Consider the following 17,240-nt stretch of genomic DNA (forward strand, 5'->3'; position numbering starts at 1 on the left):
GCGCCGATCGCACGCCGGCGCGATGGGCGCGCGATGGGTGTCTGCTAGCTGATGGGTGGCCTACGCCGCCACGCCCTCCAGAGCCTCGCTAGCCTCCAGCCACTTCGCCTCGCTAGCCTCGAGCTTCGCATGCACCTCGGCGCGACGCTTGCTCAGATCCCCCATCGACATCCGCGAGAACCGCGGCTCCGCGTTCGCCGGATCGACCATCGCGCGGTCCAGAGCATTACGCTCCTTGGTGAACTTCGCGGTCTGCTCCTCGATCTCGCGCAAAGCCTTCCGCAGAGCGGCGTCATTGCTCCTCGCCTCGGCCGCGGCCTTCTTGCCCGCCTTCTTGTCCGCCTTCGACGCCGCATCGCCCTTGCCGCCATCGCCCTTCAGGACGAACGCGATGTAATCGTCGAGGCTGCCGTCGAATTCCTTCGCGGTGCCATCGTCGACCAGCACCAGCCGGTCCGCGGTCAGCTCCAGCATATGCCGGTCATGGCTGACCAGCACCACCGCGCCGGTATACGCGTTGAGCGCCTGCACGAGCGCCTCACGCGCATCGACGTCAAGATGGTTGGTTGGCTCATCGAGGATCAGCAGGTGCGGCGCATCGCGCGTGATCAGCGCCAGCGCTAGGCGCGCCCGCTCGCCACCCGACAGTTTGCCGACCCGAGTCGTCGCCTTGTCGCCCGAGAACCCGAACCGCCCCAGCTGAGCCCGTACCGCAGCCGGAGTCGCGCCCTTCATCAGATGCGACATATGCTCGATCGGCGAATCGGTCGGATCGAGTTCCTCGACCTGATACTGCGTGAAATACCCGACCTTCATCTTGCCCGACGACGACATCTCGCCGTCCATCGGCGTCAGCTGCGCCGCCAACAGCCGCGCGAGCGTCGTCTTGCCGTTGCCGTTGCGCCCGAGCAGCGCGACCCGGTCGTCGGGATCGAGCCGCATGTTGAGCCGCTTCAGGATCGGCACGTCGGCATAGCCCACGGTCGCCATGTCGAGCGTGATCAGAGGCGGACGCAGCTCTGTCGGGTTGGGGAAGCCGAACGACAGCGTCGGATCGTTGTAGCTCTCGGCGATCGGCTGCATCTTCGACAGCATCTTCTGCCGCGACTGCGCCTGCTTCGCGGTCGAGGCGCGAGCCGAATTCTTGGCGATATATTCCTGCAGCTTCTCGCGCTGCACAGCCTGGTTGGCGCGCGCCGCTTCGATCTGCGCGAGCCGCTCGGCACGCTGCCGCTCGAACGCGTCGTAGCCGCCCGGATACAGCGTGATCTTGCCGCCCTGCAGATGCAGGATGTGATCGACCACGTTGTTAAGGAAATCGCGCTCGTGGCTGACCACCACGATCGTCGCCTTATAGCCCTTGAGGAAGTCCTCGAGCCACATCACCGCCTCGAGATCGAGATGGTTCGAAGGCTCGTCGAGCAGCAGCAGGTCCGGCTGCGAGAACAGCAAAGCGGCGAGCGCCACGCGCATCTTCCAGCCACCCGAGAAGCTGTCGAGCGTCCGCGCCTGCATGTCCTCGTCGAAGCCGAGCCCGAGCAGGATCTGCGCGGCGCGGGCGGGCGCGGTATAGGCGTCGATCGCGATCAGCCGCTCGTACACGTCGCCGAGCCGGTCGGGATCCTCGCTCGTCTCGCTCTCGATCATCAGCGCGGCGCGCTCCAGATCGGCTTCGAGCACGGTCTCGAACGGGGTCTTCACACCGTGCGGCGCTTCCTGCGCGAGGTAGCCGATCCGCGCGCCCTTCGGCATGTCGGCGGACCCGTCGTCGGGCTCGAGCTGGCCTGCGATCACGCGCACCATCGTCGACTTGCCCGCGCCGTTGCGCCCGATCAGCCCGACGCGCGAGCCCGGCGGCAACGCGGCCGTGGCGCCATCGAGGATAACGCGTCCGCCCAGGCGCACCGTGATATTGTTCAGGTTCAGCATGCGCGTCCCGTTAGCAGATGCAGCATGGTTTTGCGAGGGTTGGGGTGTCGCCGGCGATCGAGCGGCGAGCGATCCATTGAAAGAAGCTGTTGCCCCGCGAAGGCGGGGGCCCAGGATCACAAACGCCACCGCCTGAGACCCTGGGCCCCCGCCTCCGCGGGGGAACGAGAAAGCCTTTTTGCAACCACGATCACCCCGCCTTACGACCACCCCGGCGAAGGCCGGGGCCCAGTTGGCAAGGTGGTCGTAACGAAGCGCGGTCCGCCGTTAGCAACGTCCCCCAACTGGGCCCCGGCCTTCGCCGGGGTGGTGCAGGTATTGGGATAGGGAGCCTCAAAACTCCCTCCCCTTTAGGGAGGGCTGGACCGTGTCGCTCGGGGCAGTGCCCCACCCCAACCCTCCCCTGAAGGGAAGGGAGCTATCAGGTTTCGTCCGACACTACTGCGTCGGCGGCGTTACCGCCGCCGATCATCGCAGCCGCCCGCCCACCAACGTGAACTCGCACTCCGGAAACCAACCGCGTCTGCACAACCGCCGCACCCGCCATCGTCGAACCAGAACGCAACACCCCCCGGTGCACCGTCACCCCGTGCAGCACATCACCCGGCTCCGCACCCGAGTCCGCAACGTCGTCCCGATTGCCATAATGCACCGAAACCCCAGCAATCTGCGCCGCAACTGCCGCCACGTCATCACCGCTCGCCAAGCCACCACTCCGAACCCCAGGCTCGACCCCGGCATAAGCCTGCCGGAACGTCAGTGCCCGCTCCAGCGCCCCCTGCCAGCGATAGAACACATGCGCCCCGACCGTTGTGATCCGCGCAAGACTTGACGCCCACCACGGCAGAATGCTCGTCGTATGAAACGACGTCGCCGCCCCGACCGGCGCATACACGCTCCCACCAAGCGCCGCCGCCGCCACCGCCCGCGCGCGATCCCAAGCCCCCGGCTCCCGCGCACGGTTCATCGAGCCGTCGCACGTAAAGCTGAACTGGCACCCGGTCCGCCGCTCGGACCCCTGATACACGACCCCACACACGCTGTTCGGAAAGGCCCGGTCGCGAACGCGGTTCAATACAACCTGTGCCACCGCCCGCTGCCCATCCTCCGACTGCGACCGTGCTTCGTAATACACTGCCGCCGTTAGGCAGTCGGCGGCTCGGCTAGCATCATCAACGGAGTTCGAAGTCAGAAACGGCGGAGCAACGAACGGCGCCCCAGCCGCAAACGGCACATCGGGTGCGGCCGTCGCGATCTTCGCCGAGATGTCGTCCGGCACATGCAGCGCCATCCGGCTCAGTAAGGCACGCGAGTTGCGCTCCGGCTGGGCTCGGGCGATCGCCGCAGGTCGGTCCGCCGGCACGCACGACGTCGCCAGCACCAACGCGGGCAGGCTGATCAGCGCATGGGGATAAAGGCCGTAACCCGACGTCTTCATCCCCCCGCTCTAGGCCGCGGGGTTTAGGGACTGGTTAATGGCCACGGGAAACGGGGGAAGCGCCCACTAGGGGAGCGCACCCCCGTCATCCCGACAAAAGTCGGGACCTCGATCGGCAAGGACGGACGTGGAAGGGCGCGCTCCTTAAAGCTTGCCGCAACCACACCCCCTGCGTCCGTCATCCTGACGAACGTCAGGATCCAGGGTAACGAGCGTCCCCCTCAATGGCTCTGGATCCTGACTTTCGTCAGGATGACGGGAAGGGGGCGAGGATAAGGGGAAGGGCCCCTACCTCAGTGAACGAACCGCGCCACCACATCACGATACGACCGGGAAACCTTCACGCTCGCCCCGGAATTCAGCACCAGGAAGCATTCCCCATTGGTATGCGGCTTAACCTGCTTCACCAGATCCAGATTCACGATCGTCGACCGATGCACCCGCTGGAACCGCCGCGGATCGAGCCGCTTCTCCAGATCCTTCATAGTCTCGCGCAGGATCAGCGTATTATCGCCGGTATAAATGCACATGTAATCGCCGGCCGCATCGATACGCTCGATCGTGTCCACATCGACGCGGAAGATCTGCCCGCGATCCTTGATGTTGATGAGCTTCTCGAACCGGTTCGCCGACACGGCGTCCCCATCCGGCATGTCCGCCGCCGCATCCGGCGCGACATCGGCAAGCACTTCGCGTAACCGGTCGACTTCCTCGACGCCGCGCTTCTCCGACAAACGCTGCCGAACCCGCTCGATCGTATCCGCCAGCCGCGATTCCTCGACCGGCTTCATCAGATAATCGACCGCCTGCGCCTCGAACGCCCGCAACGCGTGGTCCGAATACGCGGTGACGAACACGAACAGCGGCGGTTCGACCTCCATCAGCCCCTGTACGACGGAGAACCCGTCGAACCCCGGCATCTGGATATCGAGGAAGACCAGGTCGGGCTTGTGCGTCTTGATCGCGCGAATCGCCTCGCGGCCGTTCGAGCATTTTTCGATGATCTCGACGTCTTCATGGGCCTGGAGTCGGAGTTCCAGCCCCTGGATCGCCAGCGGCTCGTCGTCGACGAGAATGGTACGGATGGTCATGCGGCCTCTCTGTTCACGTCTTCAAGCTGATACGGAATCTCGATCTCGACCGAGAAGCCGCCAGCGGGCGTGGAGCGGGTTTCGAAACGGTGGTCGGGCCCATATGCCTGAGCCAACCTGTCTCTAATATTAGCGAGCCCCACGCCTGTGGATTGGCTTGAACCGATCCGGCCCTCGATCAAGCCCGGACCGGTATCGGATACGGCGATCTGCACGCGTTCCCCGGCGAGCCGCACTTCGACGCAGATTTCGGCGCCTTCCTCCTGCGGCGTGACGGCATATTTGATCGCGTTTTCGACGAGCGGTTGCAGCAGCAGCGACGGCAGTCGCGCGCGTTCGGCGCGCGGATCGATGTCGAACTTCGGCCGCATCCGATCCTCGAAGCGCATCTTCTCGATCTCCAGATACAGCTTCAGCTGGTCGACCTCCTGCGCGACGGTGACGTGCGCGGTCGGCTCGTTCGCCAGCGTATAGCGCAGGAACGACGACAGCCGGCTGAGCATCGCATTCGCCCGCTCGGTCTGTTTGAGCAGCACTAAGGTCGAGATCGAGTTCAGCGTGTTGAACAGAAAATGCGGGTTGAGCTGATAGCGCAGCATCGCCAGCTGCGCCGACGACGCCTGGTTCTCGAGATGCTCCATCTGGTCGATCTGCTGCTCGACGATCAGGTAGAAGTTGATCCCGAAATACAGCGCCGACCACCCGAACAGCACCGTGAAGGTGACATACACCGACCCCAGCAGCCGCGTGAGGGTCACCCCCGGCGTCGCGGTCGCGATGAACGAGAAGGTGAACGCGTCGAGCACCGCATACAGGAACGTCGCCGCGGCGAGCGTCGCGATCGTCAGGAATATCCCGACCAGCCGGTTCATCTGCCGATACTGGCCGTACATCGTCGAGAGCAGCAGCGTGATGCAATAGCCGACGATCGCCTCGACGATCACCGGGATCACCCCGTCGAGCGACAGCCCGTTCGAGATCGAGACGACGCCGCGCAGCAGCAGATACCCGCTCCACCCGACTGCCTGAAGGATCCAGAACGCGCGCGCCTTGTTCTCGAAGAACGGCCGCGCGGTGAAGGGCAGGCGCCGGGCAGACGTCAGGGCGGACGAGCCGGGGGACGGGCCGGAGGACGGGGCGGGAGGGGTAGCCATTGGTGCGCGGTCTTACACGCGCCGGCCAGCGCACGCAAAGCCGTGCGATCCCGGGGCCTTGCCGGGCCTCCCCAAGGGCATCGTCGCAAGCATCCAGCTGCAAACGAAAAAGACCGCCGTTTCCCGAAGGAAACGGCGGTCCAATCGAACCAGAGGTCGGGCGCGGATCAGAAGGTGAAGCGCGCGCCGATGCGGATCAGGTACAGCGAGCCGTTGAACACCGGCGATACGGCCGTGGCCGGCTCGCGGAACGACGAGTAGCGATACTGGACGCACGGCTGGTTCGCCGCGTTGCTGGTGACTGCGGCCGACGGGGTGCCGGTCGGCGTTGCCGTCGTGAGGCACTGGACCTGCACGACCGATGCGGTCGACGGGAAGGCGAGCTGGCGCAGGCCGCCCCACTTGCTGTTGAGCAGGTTCGGCAGGTTCTCGATATCGGCAAACAGCGTCACGCGCGAATTGCCGACGAAGGTCGGGACCTGCTGCTCGAGATGGAGATCGATCCGCGTGAAGGCACGGCTGCGGGCGATGTTGCGACCGGCGATCCTGCCGCGATAGTTCTTCAGTTCGGTGTTGTTGATCAGGCCTTCGACCTGCCCCTGCGTGATTGCGCTGTCATAGCTGACAAGCGGATCGTTCGTGCCGGTCGGCACGTACATCAGGTAGCGGTTGTTGTTCGACAATGTACCGAACACCGGGCTGCGGTTGGGGTTGCCCTGCTGATCGATCATCGTGAAGCTGTAGTTGCGGCCTGCGCGGGTCTCGCCGAACAGCTGGATCGCCGTGCGGTAATCGCCGAAGAAGGCGTGATCGAACCCGATGTTATACTTGAACGCCCAACGGGTCTCGTCGTTCGAACGGCCATAGGCGGCGAAGTTCGGATCGACCATCGCGCCATTGCCGTAGTTCGACAATGCCGTCGACGACGTCGCCGGCGTCGCATCCTTCACGTCCTGCCAGGTGTAGCTGCCGCCGAGCGACAGGCCCCAGTCGAACGTCTTTGCAGCGCGCACGTCGAACACGTGGCCGCGACCCTTGCTGGTGTTGCCGAGCACGATATCCGTGTTCGTATCGGTGACGCTGATCCCGCCGGCATTGGTCCGTGCGCCATAGCGCGGACGACCATCGGGCAGGCGCCCGATCACCACCGAGCGGGCGTCGCTGAACTGGACCTGCTGGATGACGTTCGAATAGATGTAGTCGGCGCCGAACTGGATGCCGAACAGATCGTAATCCGCCGAGAACGTCGCCTTCAGCGTCGACGGCAGATCGAAGCTCGGGTCAATCGCGTTGACTGGCGCGGTGCTGAGCGATCCCGTGTTGGTCGACAGGAAGCTTGCCAGCGCCGCAGGGATCGTGGCCCCGTTGACGTTGTTGAGCGCTGCATCACCGACCGCGACCGGCTGGTTGTAGACCGAGGCGCCGCTCGTCGTGCGCGTCAGGTTGACCTGGTTGCTGACGACGCCCGTGTTCGAGAAGCTGTTCGACAGATAGACGTCGGGTGCACCACCGGCGAACACGCCGGCACCGCCGCGCAGCTTCAGACCCGAAACCGGTGTCTTGAAGTCGAAGCCGATGCGCGGCTGCAGCGCGCCCAGTCCCTTGAACGTCTTGGTGTTGGCGAACCCGACGCGGCTCTGGAAGTTGGCGTTGTAGGGTACGCGGCTCTGCATGTCGTACAGGTCGTAGCGCGCACCATAGGTGACGTTCAGCGTATCGCTGACGCGCCAGCTGTCCTGTGCACCGAAGGTGTACTGCTGATAGCCGAAGTTCGCGGCGGCATCGGCGGTGTTGAGCGAAACGGCGTCCTGATAGGTAACCGAGTTTGCCCGACGCGCCTGGAAATCAGCGAGCGAGTCGAAATAATAGGCGCCGGCCGTGTTCTGCAGGAACAGGTTGTTGATCGTCACATGCGAGAATTCGCCGAGCAGACGAACGCTGTGATCGCCGATCGTGACGTTGGCGAGCGCCGATCCGCCAAAGCTCTCGGTTGCAAAGGTGTTGGACTGGCTGGCGCTGTCCGGGCCGAAGGCGATCACCGGCGTGCCGGTGCTGCACGTCAGCTGCGCGCCACCGGTGCCGAGCGAGGTCGGATCGAGGCAGACACGGAACTGGCCGAAGTCGTTGCCGCGCAACGGATCGCGCGTGCGGGTGTACTTCTTGTAGGTGCCGCGAATTTCGGTCGAGAAGGTGTCGCTCCAGTCCGAGTTCAACTGGGCGATACCGGCGCGGAGCAATTCGCCGAGCTTGTAGCCGTTCGAGTCGAGCGAGAAGCCGGGCGTCGCATTGTTGGTCGAGTTGGAGCCGCTGACGACGAACGAGTCGTATGCGTTGACGTAGGACAGGGCGAGCTTCTGGCCGTCGGTGATGTTCCAGTCGAGCTTGCCGACGATCTTCTCGTCCTTCTGCTGCGCGATCGTCAGGATCTGGCCGGCGTCATAGCCGTAGACCGACTGTGCGATGGTGGCGACGTTGGTCACCTGTGCAGCGGTCAGGAAGCCCGTGCCGAACGGGACCTGCGATGGCGAGGACACCGTCAGCGGACGTGCTTCGGTGTTGCGCTCGGCCGAGACCATGAAGAACAGCTTGTCCTTGATGATCGGGCCCGACAGCGTCGCGCCATAGGTCTCGGACTTGAAGTTGGTCGCGGGGCGCGTGAACGAGCCGATCTTCTCGCCGTACAGGCCATCGGTGTTCTGCGAATAGAAGCCGGTGCCGTGGAAGTCGTTGGTGCCCGATGCGAGCGTCGCGTCGATCGCGCCGCCCTGGAAATTGCCCTGGCGGAAATCATACGGTGCGATCGAGACCGAAACCTGCGCGATCGCGTCGTAGGGGATCGGGCCGCGTGCGGTCGGGCTGGCGTCGACGTTCAGGCCGAAATTGTCGCTGACCGACACGCCGTTGATCGAGAAGCGGTTGAAGCGCGGGTTGCTGCCCGCGAACGACACGGCGCGGTTGTTCGACAGATCGAGCGTGGCGAACGGATCGCGGCGCTGGATGTCGCGGATGTCGCGGTTGACCGAGGCGACCTTGCTGATGTCGCGCGCGCTGAGCACGGTCTGCGGACCATCCGACGAGGTGCCGGCGCCGCGGATCGACGATGCGGTGACGACGATCTCGTCGCTCGTGGCGCTGCCGCCGGCGGCGATGTCGATCGGCAGGTCGAACGGCTGGCCGATGATCGTGTAGACGTCGGTGACGCTGGTGCTGCCCTGCGCCGACGTGACGTCGACGGTGAACGGGCCGCCGGCGCGCAGGCCGGTGATGGTGAACGTACCCGACGAGTCGGTCGTCGCGGTCGATCGCGTGCCCGAGGGGACGTTGGTCACGACGATCGTGGCGTCGCTGACGGGTACGCCGGCCGACTGCACCGATCCGCGGATCGTCGCCGTCGTGTCCTGCGCCATGGCGGCGGCAGGTGCGACGAGCGCAACGACTGCCACACCCAGGAATAGGTTGTTCCGCATCAGTAATTACCCCTTTTGAGCAAGCCGCTCTGGATTTCGCGACTTCATGTCGCGTTAATCCGGCCCTGCACTTTGGATATTTCGGATATGTGACAATGGCGAGTCGCGAATTGTCACAGACGCACTCGGTCATGCCGCGTTGCAAAAAAGCCACGGAATTGAACCTAATCGGGTGCGTTGGAACCGGCCTTGGAAATGGACACCAGCCAGCCTAGCTGGCGGCGACGATCTCCGCCCATTCCGCCTCGGTGATGACGCGGATGCCGAGTTCGGTAGCTTTCTTCAGCTTCGAGCCCGCCCCCGGCCCGGCGATCACGAGGCCGGTCTTGCTCGACACCGACGCCGCCACGCGGGCGCCGAGCGCTTCCGCCTGCGCCTTCGCCTCGTCGCGGCTCAGCGTTTCGAGGCTGCCGGTGAAGACAAGGATCTGGCCGGTTACCGGCGATTCGCGTATCTCGTGGAAGACGTCCGCGGGTTTCACTTCGCGCAACAGGTCGAACACGACGCGGCGGTTGTGCGGCTCGGCGCAGAAGCCGACGAGCGCGCTGGCGACCTCGGGGCCGATCCCGGCCGTCTCGATTGCGCCGACCAGCAGCTTGTCGCGCCGGAGGACGAATTTGCGCTCGGGTTCGCCGATCACCGGTTCGATCTGGCTGCGGAGGAACACCGCGTGGCGGAGCACCGTGCCGAGCGCGCGCGCAGACACATAGCGTCGCGCGAGGTCGCGCGCGGTGATCTCGCCGACGTGGCGGATGCCGAGCGAGAACAGGAAGCGATCGAGCGGGATCGTCCGCTTGGTCTCGATCGCCGCGATCACCTTGGCCGCCCAGACGCGCCCGTCCTTCTTGCGCGCGGCGAGCTGCTCCTCGGTCAGGCGGAAGATGTCGGCGGGCGACTCGATCAGGCCGTCGCGGAAGAATGCCTCGATCAGCGTCTGGCCGAGCCCGCCGATGTCGAACGCGTGGCGCGAGGCGAAGTGGATCAGGCGCTCGACTCGCTGCGCTGGGCAGATCAGCCCGCCGGTGCAGCGATAGACGACCTCGCCCTCCTCGCGCTCGGCGGCGGACCCGCACTCGGGGCAGGTGTGCGGAAAGAGATACGCCTCGCGCTCGGCGTCCGGGGTCAGGTTCTCGACGATCTGCGGGATCACGTCGCCGGCGCGCTGGACGAGCACGCGGTCGCCCGGCCGTACGCCGAGTCGCTCGATCTCGTCGGCATTGTGCAGCGTCGCGTTGGTCACGACGACGCCGCCGACGGTGACCGGCGAGAGGCGCGCGACCGGAGTCATCGCGCCGGTGCGCCCGACCTGGATGTCGATCTTCTCAAGCAATGTCTGCGCACGCTCGGCAGGGAATTTGTGCGCGATCGCCCAGCGTGGCGCCTTGGCGACCTGACCCAGTCGGGCCTGCCAGTCGAGCCGGTCGACCTTGTAGACCACGCCGTCGATGTCGAACGGCAGGTCGGCGCGCTCGGCCTCGATCTTGCGATAAACGTCGAGCGCCGCGGCCGTTTCTTCGACCCGCGCGAACCCTTCGGCGATCGGGAAGCCCCAGCCGCGCAACGTGTCGACGACCTCGGCCTGCGTTTCGCCGGGCACGACGCTCGCTTCGCCCCAGCCATGCGCGAGGAACCGGAGCGTCCGGCTCGCAGTCACGCTCGCGTCCTTCTGGCGCAGCGATCCGGCGGCGGCGTTGCGCGGATTGGCGAACTGCCGCGCGTCCTTGCCGGTTTCCTCGGCCTCGGCAAGCAGGCGCGCGTTGAGCGCGGCGAAGTCGTCCTTCGCCATATACACCTCGCCGCGCACCTCGAAGATCGCCGGCGCTTCGCCGATTAGCTGTTGAGGGATGTCGCTGATGGTCCGCACGTTAGCCGTGACGTCCTCACCGACCTGGCCGTCGCCGCGCGTCAGCGCCTGCACGAGCCGCCCGTCCTCATAGCGCAGAGAACACGACAGCCCGTCGATCTTCGGCTCGGCGGTCAGCGCCACCGGCGCGTCGTCCGCCAGCTTCAGGAACCGGCGCACGCGCGCGACGAACTCCTCGACCTCGTCGTCCGCGAATGCGTTGTCGAGGCTCATCATCGCCTTCGCATGCGCGACCTTCGCGAGATGCCCCGCGGGCGCCGCGCCCACCGTCCGGCTCGGCGAATCGCTCCGCACCGCAGCCGGATACGCCGCTTCGAGTGCCGCGTTGCGCCGCACCAGCGCGTCATAGTCGGCGTCGCTGATCTCGGGCGCATCGTCGGTGTGATAGCGCGCGTTATGATACGCGATCTGCGCGGCGAGCGTCTCCAACTCGGCGGCGGCTTGGGTCTCGGTCGCGGGAAGGTCGGGCATCGTGCCGGGTTAGGGGAGGGGGCCACCTTTCGACAAGACCTCGATCAACATGGCGTGAACATTCGCCCGACTTGCGCGCTGACATCCCAAGACAATTTTTCGCAGGACACGCCACCATGACCGACACCAGCCGCCGAGACCTGTTCAAGGGCGCCGCCGTCACCGGGCTCGCCGCCGCCGCCGCACCCGCCTTTGCGCAAGGCGCCGCGCCGCTGGCCGATCCGAAGACCAAATATCCTTCGCAACCCTTCCCCGAACAGCGCCAGAAATGGCCCGCACTTCAGCGCAACATGCACCCCGTTCCGGATTGCGGTGAAGCGAGCTACCGCGGCTCGGGCCGCCTAGCGGGCCGCAAGGCACTCGTCACCGGCGGCGACTCGGGGATCGGTCGTGCCGCCGTCATCGCGTTCTCTCGCGAAGGCGCCGACGTCGCGATCAACTATTACCCGACGGAGGAACCCGATGCGCAGGACGTCGCCAAGCTGCTCCGCGCCGAGGGGCGGAAGGTCGTGCTGATCCCCGGCGACCTGACCGATGCGAAATTTTGCACCGACCTGATCGCGCGCGCCAATCGCGAGCTCGGCGGACTCGACATTCTGGTCAACAACGCCGCCTATCAGCAGTCGAAGGACTCGATCGCGGAGATCAGCTTCGAGCAGTTCGATCGCACCATGAAGACCAACGTCTACGCGATGTTCCACCTTTGCAAGGCGGCGATCCCGTTGATGAAGCCAGGCGCGTCGATCATCAACACCGCGTCGGTCAACTCGGTCAGCCCGGAGAAGGAGCTGCTCGATTATGCCTCGACCAAGGGCGCGATCCTGATCTTCACGAAGGCGCTGGCGAAACAGCTCGCCAAGCAGGGCATCCGCGTCAACGCGGTAGGGCCGGGCCCGATCTGGACGCCGTTGCAGGTCGCGGGCGGGCAATTGCCGGGCAAGATGGGCGAGTTCGGCCAGGATACGCCACTCGGTCGCGCCGGTCAGCCGGCCGAACTGGCGGGTCTTTACGTTGCGCTAGCGGACCCGAGCGACAGCTACACCACCGGCAGCTTCTTCGGCGCGAACGGCGGCACCGGCGCGTCCTGAATTGCCCATCATCCCGGCGAAGGCCGGGGGCCAGTTGGCAAGATCGTTGTAAGGGAGCACCGTGCTCACCAATTAACCTTTCCCAACTGGGCCCCGGCCCTCGCCGGGGTGGAATCGGGGGTGCGATGAAAATAGCAGTTACGATCGTCGCCTTGGTGTTAGCCGCCCCCGCCGCCGCCCAGCAGACTCACGTCTCTCCTAAGCCGGCCCCGGCGATCGGCTACGACTGGAACGACGATTCGTCCGCGGACGACCGCGTCCAGCAATCGCTTTGGCCGCGATCGGACGCCAGTGCCGCCGGGCTCGACGACATGATCCACGCCGAACAGGCGCCGGTCCGTGCGGTGATCCACGAAGACGGCGACTTCGGCAGCCGGGCGCTGCACGGGCTGCGCAAAGTCGGCGGCGATTACATCGTCGTGCCGGTGCTGAAGATCCATTTGGGTCACCCGCGGCAGGCGATGCCCTAATATCCGGAAACGCCCCCTAGGTCCGTCATGCTGCGCTTGTTCCGCCATCCACGGGTCCACATGATCGGAACCATCGACCGCGGGAAACGGTGGACCCCGGACCGGGGCCGGGGTGATGCACCGCGCCCGCCGACCGCTTTGGCGGGTCGCTTTGCGCCAACGCCGGAAACGCGGTCTTGATTCGCCGCGTCGCGCCGCACCAGCGCGTCATACTCGGCATCACCGATCTCGGGCGCGTCGTCGGTCCGATAGCGCGCATCGTGGCAGGCGGTATGCGTGGCGAGCGCATTGCGTTAGTTGGTTCGGCGAGCGTAGCGGGCGGCTTGGTCATACTTCACGGGCAGGAAGGGCTGCTGCCCGCGGCATCCCCGCCTGCCTATCCAGGATCGATGTGGATCGGTCATCTCCCTTGCGATCATTTGTTGAAGGGTGCCTTCAGGCGATGATGGCGGCGGTTGCGACTAGTTGCTGGTCGTCGATCGTTTTTATCGAATCGTCGATCTGTTTCAGCGCCTCGCCGCGCTCGCTTTCGATGCGCTGACGTTCCGAAACGAGGTTCAGCACGCCGGTATCGGTCTGCATCGCCGTTGGATCCACACCGGCTGCCCTGATCGAGACGATCGCGCCGTCGAGTTGCGTCAAGGCACCGTCGAATTGCGCTGCGACCTGCTGTCGCTTGTCGCTCAGATCGGTCCGATAGCAGGCATAGACGCCAGCGCTTGCCTCAGCAGCCTTCGTCTTGATCGTACCCGTCAGCGCATCGGCACTCTCGCCGAGCTTCTTGCCACGGTCCTGCAACGTCCGGGCTTCAGCCTTGACGTCGTGAAGCGTGAATTCGGGGATGTTGATCTTCCATTCCTGCCTCTTCATCTGGAACTCGGGAATCTTGGTCGACAGATCCGTTCGATCCATCCTGAATTCGGGAATGTTCATCGAGATGGATTGCCGTCGCATTTCGGTATGCGGGAGGTTCGTGATGATGTCCTTCCACTCTACCGTGCATCTAAACCCGTGGCACTTGAACCGGGGGTATTGGCCGGTCTTGGTCGGTCGCATGACGATCGTCGGATTGTCCCAGATTATCGCGCGTGTCGTCATCGTCGTTTGCGGCAGGTCGAGCGACATGGCGTGGATCTTCATGGTCATGCTCGGCAGATGGAAGACCCAGCGTTGCTCCTTCATCTTCATTTCGACGGTGCCGCTGATCGACAGGTTGCCACCCGCCTTCTCGATCGCTTCACCTTCGGTCTGAAGCGCGGCCTGCTCATCCTTGTAGCCGGTTTCCAAAGCCGCCATCGCCGCCACCTTGTCATCGCAGATCGTCTGCGCCGACCCTGACGTCGGTATGAAGGTCATCGTGGTTGCCGCCAGCAAAGCGGCTTTTGGATATCGTGTCATCCTGCGATCCCCCGGGTGCGCCTCTTGATCGAGACGGACACAGGCTAGGGCGTCCAACGCCAGCATCGAGAGGGGACGCCACCGCAATGGTGGTTTCTGCGGCAAGGGCAGGCGATGCCAATCCATGCCGGACCAGTCTTCAGGTACGAATCAGGCTGCTTCCAGCAGCCGCTCCGCCTGCGCCCGTGCCTCGTCGGTAATCGTCGCGCCAGACAGCATCCGTGCAATTTCCTCGCGTCGCTCGTCCTCGGACAAGGCGTGCACGCCGGTGCGCGTGACCGTGCCATCGCTGCTCTTGGCGATCAGCAGATGCTTCGCCCCTCGCGCGGCAACCTGGGGGCTGTGCGTCACCACCAGCAGCTGCGTGCTCTGTGCGAGTCGCGCGAGTCGTTCGCCGATCGCGCTCGCCACCGCGCCGCCGACGCCGCGGTCGATCTCGTCGAACACCATCGTCGACGCGCCGCCTTCTTCCGCCAGCGCGACCTTCAACGCGAGGATGAAGCGCGACAATTCGCCGCCCGATGCGATCTTGGTGAGCGCAGCGAACGGTGCGCCCGGATTGGTCGAGATCTCGAACTCGACGCGGTCCTTGCCCGCCGCCGACCAGCCTTCTTCACCCAGCGGCGCGACGACGGTCTGGAACCGCGCGGCGTCAAGCTTCAGCGGTGCCAGCTCGCCCGCCACCGCCACGTCGAGGCGCTTGGCCGCCGCCAGTCGTCGTTTCGTCAACGCATCCGATGCCGCATCGAATGCCTTCCGAGCCGACGCCACGCGTGCCTCGATCTTCGCGATCCCGCCTTCGCCCGCATCGAGCCGCTCCAGCCGCGCGCGCATCTCGTCCGCCAGCGCCGCGAGGTCGTCCGGCTGCACGCGGTGCTTGCGCGCCATCGCGCGAAGCTCGAACAACCGCGCCTCGTCGTCTTCCAGTGCCCGCGGGTCGTATGCCATCTCGGCCCGCGCATCGCGCAGGCTTTCTTCCGCGACCGACGCCTCGATCACCGCGCGGTCGACCGCCGCCAGCGCATTGCCGAGCGCGACATGATCTTCCGCGATCCGCTCGAGCACGCGCGCGGCCTGGCGCAGCTTCGCCATCCCGCCGTCCTTGCCCTCGAGGAAATCGTCGATCGCCGCCAGATCGTCGGCGATCTTTTCCGCGCGCTGCATCGACCGGCGCGTATCCGCCAATGTCTCTTCCTCGCCCGCGACAGGCGCCAGCGCGGTCAGTTCGGCGACGGTATGCTCGAGCCATTCGCGATCCCGTGCCGCCGTCTCGATATCCGCGCGAGCAGCCGCCAGTTCTGCTTCGGCCGCGCGAAACGCCGCATACGCCTTGCCGGTAGCCCCGGGCTCGGTCCGCCCGAAGATATCGAGCAGCGCCCGATGGCCCCGCGCGTTGAGCAACCCGCGCTCGTCATGCTGTCCGTGGATCTCGACCAGATGCGGCGCCATCTCGCGCAGCAGCCCCGCCGACGCCGGCTGGTCGTTGACGAACCCGCGACTGCCGCCATCGGCCTTGACGATCCGCCGCACGATCAGCGGTTCGCCGCGCTCGATCTCCAGCCCGTTCTCGTCGAACAGCAGCGCGAGCGGCGACTCGGGGGTAGGGGCATCGAACGTCGCGGTGACCACGGCCTGCGCAGCACCGTGCCGCACCAGCCCGCTGTCGCCCCGCCCGCCAAGCGCAAGGCCAAGTGCATCGAGCAGGATCGACTTGCCCGCACCGGTCTCGCCGGTCAGCACGCCTAGGCCTTCGCCGAATCCCAGATCCAGCGCTTCGATCAGCACCACGTCGCGAATGGAAAGTTCGGTCAGCATAGGATGTCCGCCATAGACGAACGGGCGCGCAATGCGATCCCCCTATGTTCCAACCCGGCTATCCGCGCCCCTGTCGACCTTGGGTGCGCGTCAGCTTCCGGTGTTGGACGGCTGGCCGGCAGACCGCGGGGCCGGCGCGCGCTCGACTGGACCCGTCGGCGTCGAGCCGGGCTCGTCGAGCTCGACCATGACCGACGGCGTACCCTTGGTGCCCACGGGCACGACCTGCTCGCCGGGCTTCATCGGCGGCACCGCGGGGACCTGGTTCTTCTTCAGCAGGTCGTACGCATGCTGATACCAGTCGGTGCCGGGATAGTTGCGCCCGAGCACCGCGCCGGCCTTCTCGGCCTCAACGGGCACGCCGAGCGCGAGATACGTCTCGGTCAGCCGCATCAGCGCCTCGGGCGTGTGCGTGGTCTGCTGGAACTTGTCGATCACGGTGCGGAACCGGCCGTTCGCCGCGAGCCACTGGCCGCGCGTCTCGTAGAACCGCCCGATCTCCATCTCCTTGCCGGCGAGGTGGTCGTTGACCAGATCGATCTTGAGCCGCGCGTCCGACGCATAGCGCGTGTTCGGGTAGCGGCGCATCAGTTCGCCAAGCGAATCGAGCGCCTGGCGCGTGATCTTCTGGTCGCGCGTGACGTCGGTGATCTGCTCGTAATAGCCGAGCGCGATCAAATAATAGGCGTAGGGCGCGTCGCGGTTGCCCGGATGGACCGCGAGGAAGCGCTGCGCCGAGCTGATCGACGCGGTATAATCCTTGGCGAGATAGTAGCTGAACGCCGACATGATCTGCGCGCGGCGTGCCCAGATCGAATAGGGATGCTGGCGCTCGACCTCGTCGAACAGCTGGGCTGCTTCCTTGTAGCGCGCCTGATCGAGCCGCGCCTTGGCGGTCGAGTACAGCGTACCCACGTCGCGCGCGACATAGGGCAGGTCGTCCTTGGCGGCGCGACCGCTCGCACAACCGGCCATGGGAAGCGCAAGCGCGGCGATGAGCGTGACCGCGAGGGCACGTGACTGGTGGATACGCATTGGCGTCGTCCTTAGCGTAA

Annotated in this window: 11 protein-coding genes; 2 read left to right on the top strand and 9 right to left on the bottom strand. The window is 65.6% G+C overall.

The features are described from left to right. Positions 1–60: 60 nt before the first annotated feature. The 6 genes from O6Y00_RS15600 to ligA all read right to left on the bottom strand — a co-directional run bounded on the left by O6Y00_RS15600 (position 61) and on the right by ligA (position 11,414). The gene (locus O6Y00_RS15600; protein ID WP_353443513.1) at positions 61–1,929 is read right to left on the bottom strand and encodes an ABC-F family ATP-binding cassette domain-containing protein; all 1,869 of its coding nucleotides are present in this window, start codon (positions 1,927–1,929) and stop codon (positions 61–63) included. A 421-nt stretch (positions 1,930–2,350) separates the two neighbouring features. After that, on the bottom strand, positions 2,351–3,367 hold the full coding sequence (locus O6Y00_RS15605) for a cell wall hydrolase (RefSeq protein ID WP_353443514.1): 1,017 nt from the start codon (positions 3,365–3,367) through the stop codon (positions 2,351–2,353). 293 nt (positions 3,368–3,660) lie between these two features. After that, positions 3,661–4,458, bottom strand: a complete 798-nt coding sequence (locus tag O6Y00_RS15610; protein WP_031393111.1) for a LytR/AlgR family response regulator transcription factor — start codon at positions 4,456–4,458, stop codon at positions 3,661–3,663. Continuing rightward, the gene (locus tag O6Y00_RS15615) at positions 4,455–5,612 is read right to left on the bottom strand and encodes a sensor histidine kinase (RefSeq protein WP_353443516.1); all 1,158 of its coding nucleotides are present in this window, start codon (positions 5,610–5,612) and stop codon (positions 4,455–4,457) included. Before O6Y00_RS15615 ends, O6Y00_RS15610 begins: the two co-directional genes overlap by 4 nt. A 167-nt stretch (positions 5,613–5,779) precedes the next feature. Beyond that, positions 5,780–9,079 (bottom strand): TonB-dependent receptor, encoded by a 3,300-nt coding sequence (locus O6Y00_RS15620; RefSeq protein WP_353443517.1) that lies wholly within the window; start codon positions 9,077–9,079, stop codon positions 5,780–5,782. 211 nt (positions 9,080–9,290) lie between these two features. After that, positions 9,291–11,414, bottom strand: a complete 2,124-nt coding sequence (gene ligA / locus O6Y00_RS15625; protein WP_353443518.1) for an NAD-dependent DNA ligase LigA — start codon at positions 11,412–11,414, stop codon at positions 9,291–9,293. Positions 11,415–11,530: 116 nt separating this feature from the next. Here ligA and O6Y00_RS15630 point away from each other — a divergent pair, with 116 nt between their 5' ends. Beyond that, the gene (locus O6Y00_RS15630) at positions 11,531–12,502 is read left to right on the top strand and encodes an SDR family oxidoreductase (protein WP_353443519.1); all 972 of its coding nucleotides are present in this window, start codon (positions 11,531–11,533) and stop codon (positions 12,500–12,502) included. 125 nt (positions 12,503–12,627) lie between these two features. Further along, a complete protein-coding gene (locus O6Y00_RS15635; protein WP_353443520.1) occupies positions 12,628–12,972 on the top strand; it encodes a hypothetical protein in 345 nt (114 codons plus the stop codon). 435 nt (positions 12,973–13,407) lie between these two features. On the opposite strand, the gene O6Y00_RS15640 is transcribed toward O6Y00_RS15635, so the two are convergent. The 3 genes from O6Y00_RS15640 to O6Y00_RS15650 all read right to left on the bottom strand — a co-directional run bounded on the left by O6Y00_RS15640 (position 13,408) and on the right by O6Y00_RS15650 (position 17,220). Continuing rightward, entirely contained in the window at positions 13,408–14,370 is a 963-nt protein-coding gene (locus O6Y00_RS15640) for a hypothetical protein (RefSeq protein WP_353443521.1), read from the bottom strand. Between the two features lie 150 nt (positions 14,371–14,520). Then, entirely contained in the window at positions 14,521–16,185 is a 1,665-nt protein-coding gene (gene recN, locus O6Y00_RS15645; protein ID WP_353443522.1) for a DNA repair protein RecN, read from the bottom strand. A 90-nt stretch (positions 16,186–16,275) separates the two neighbouring features. Continuing rightward, complete coding sequence (locus O6Y00_RS15650) at positions 16,276–17,220, bottom strand: outer membrane protein assembly factor BamD (RefSeq protein ID WP_353443523.1); 945 nt, start codon at positions 17,218–17,220, stop codon at positions 16,276–16,278. Positions 17,221–17,240: the final 20 nt, after the last annotated feature.

The organism is Sphingomonas faeni (assembly GCF_040407565.1).
In the GTDB taxonomy this organism is placed as follows: Bacteria; Pseudomonadota; Alphaproteobacteria; order Sphingomonadales; family Sphingomonadaceae; genus Sphingomonas; species Sphingomonas faeni_F.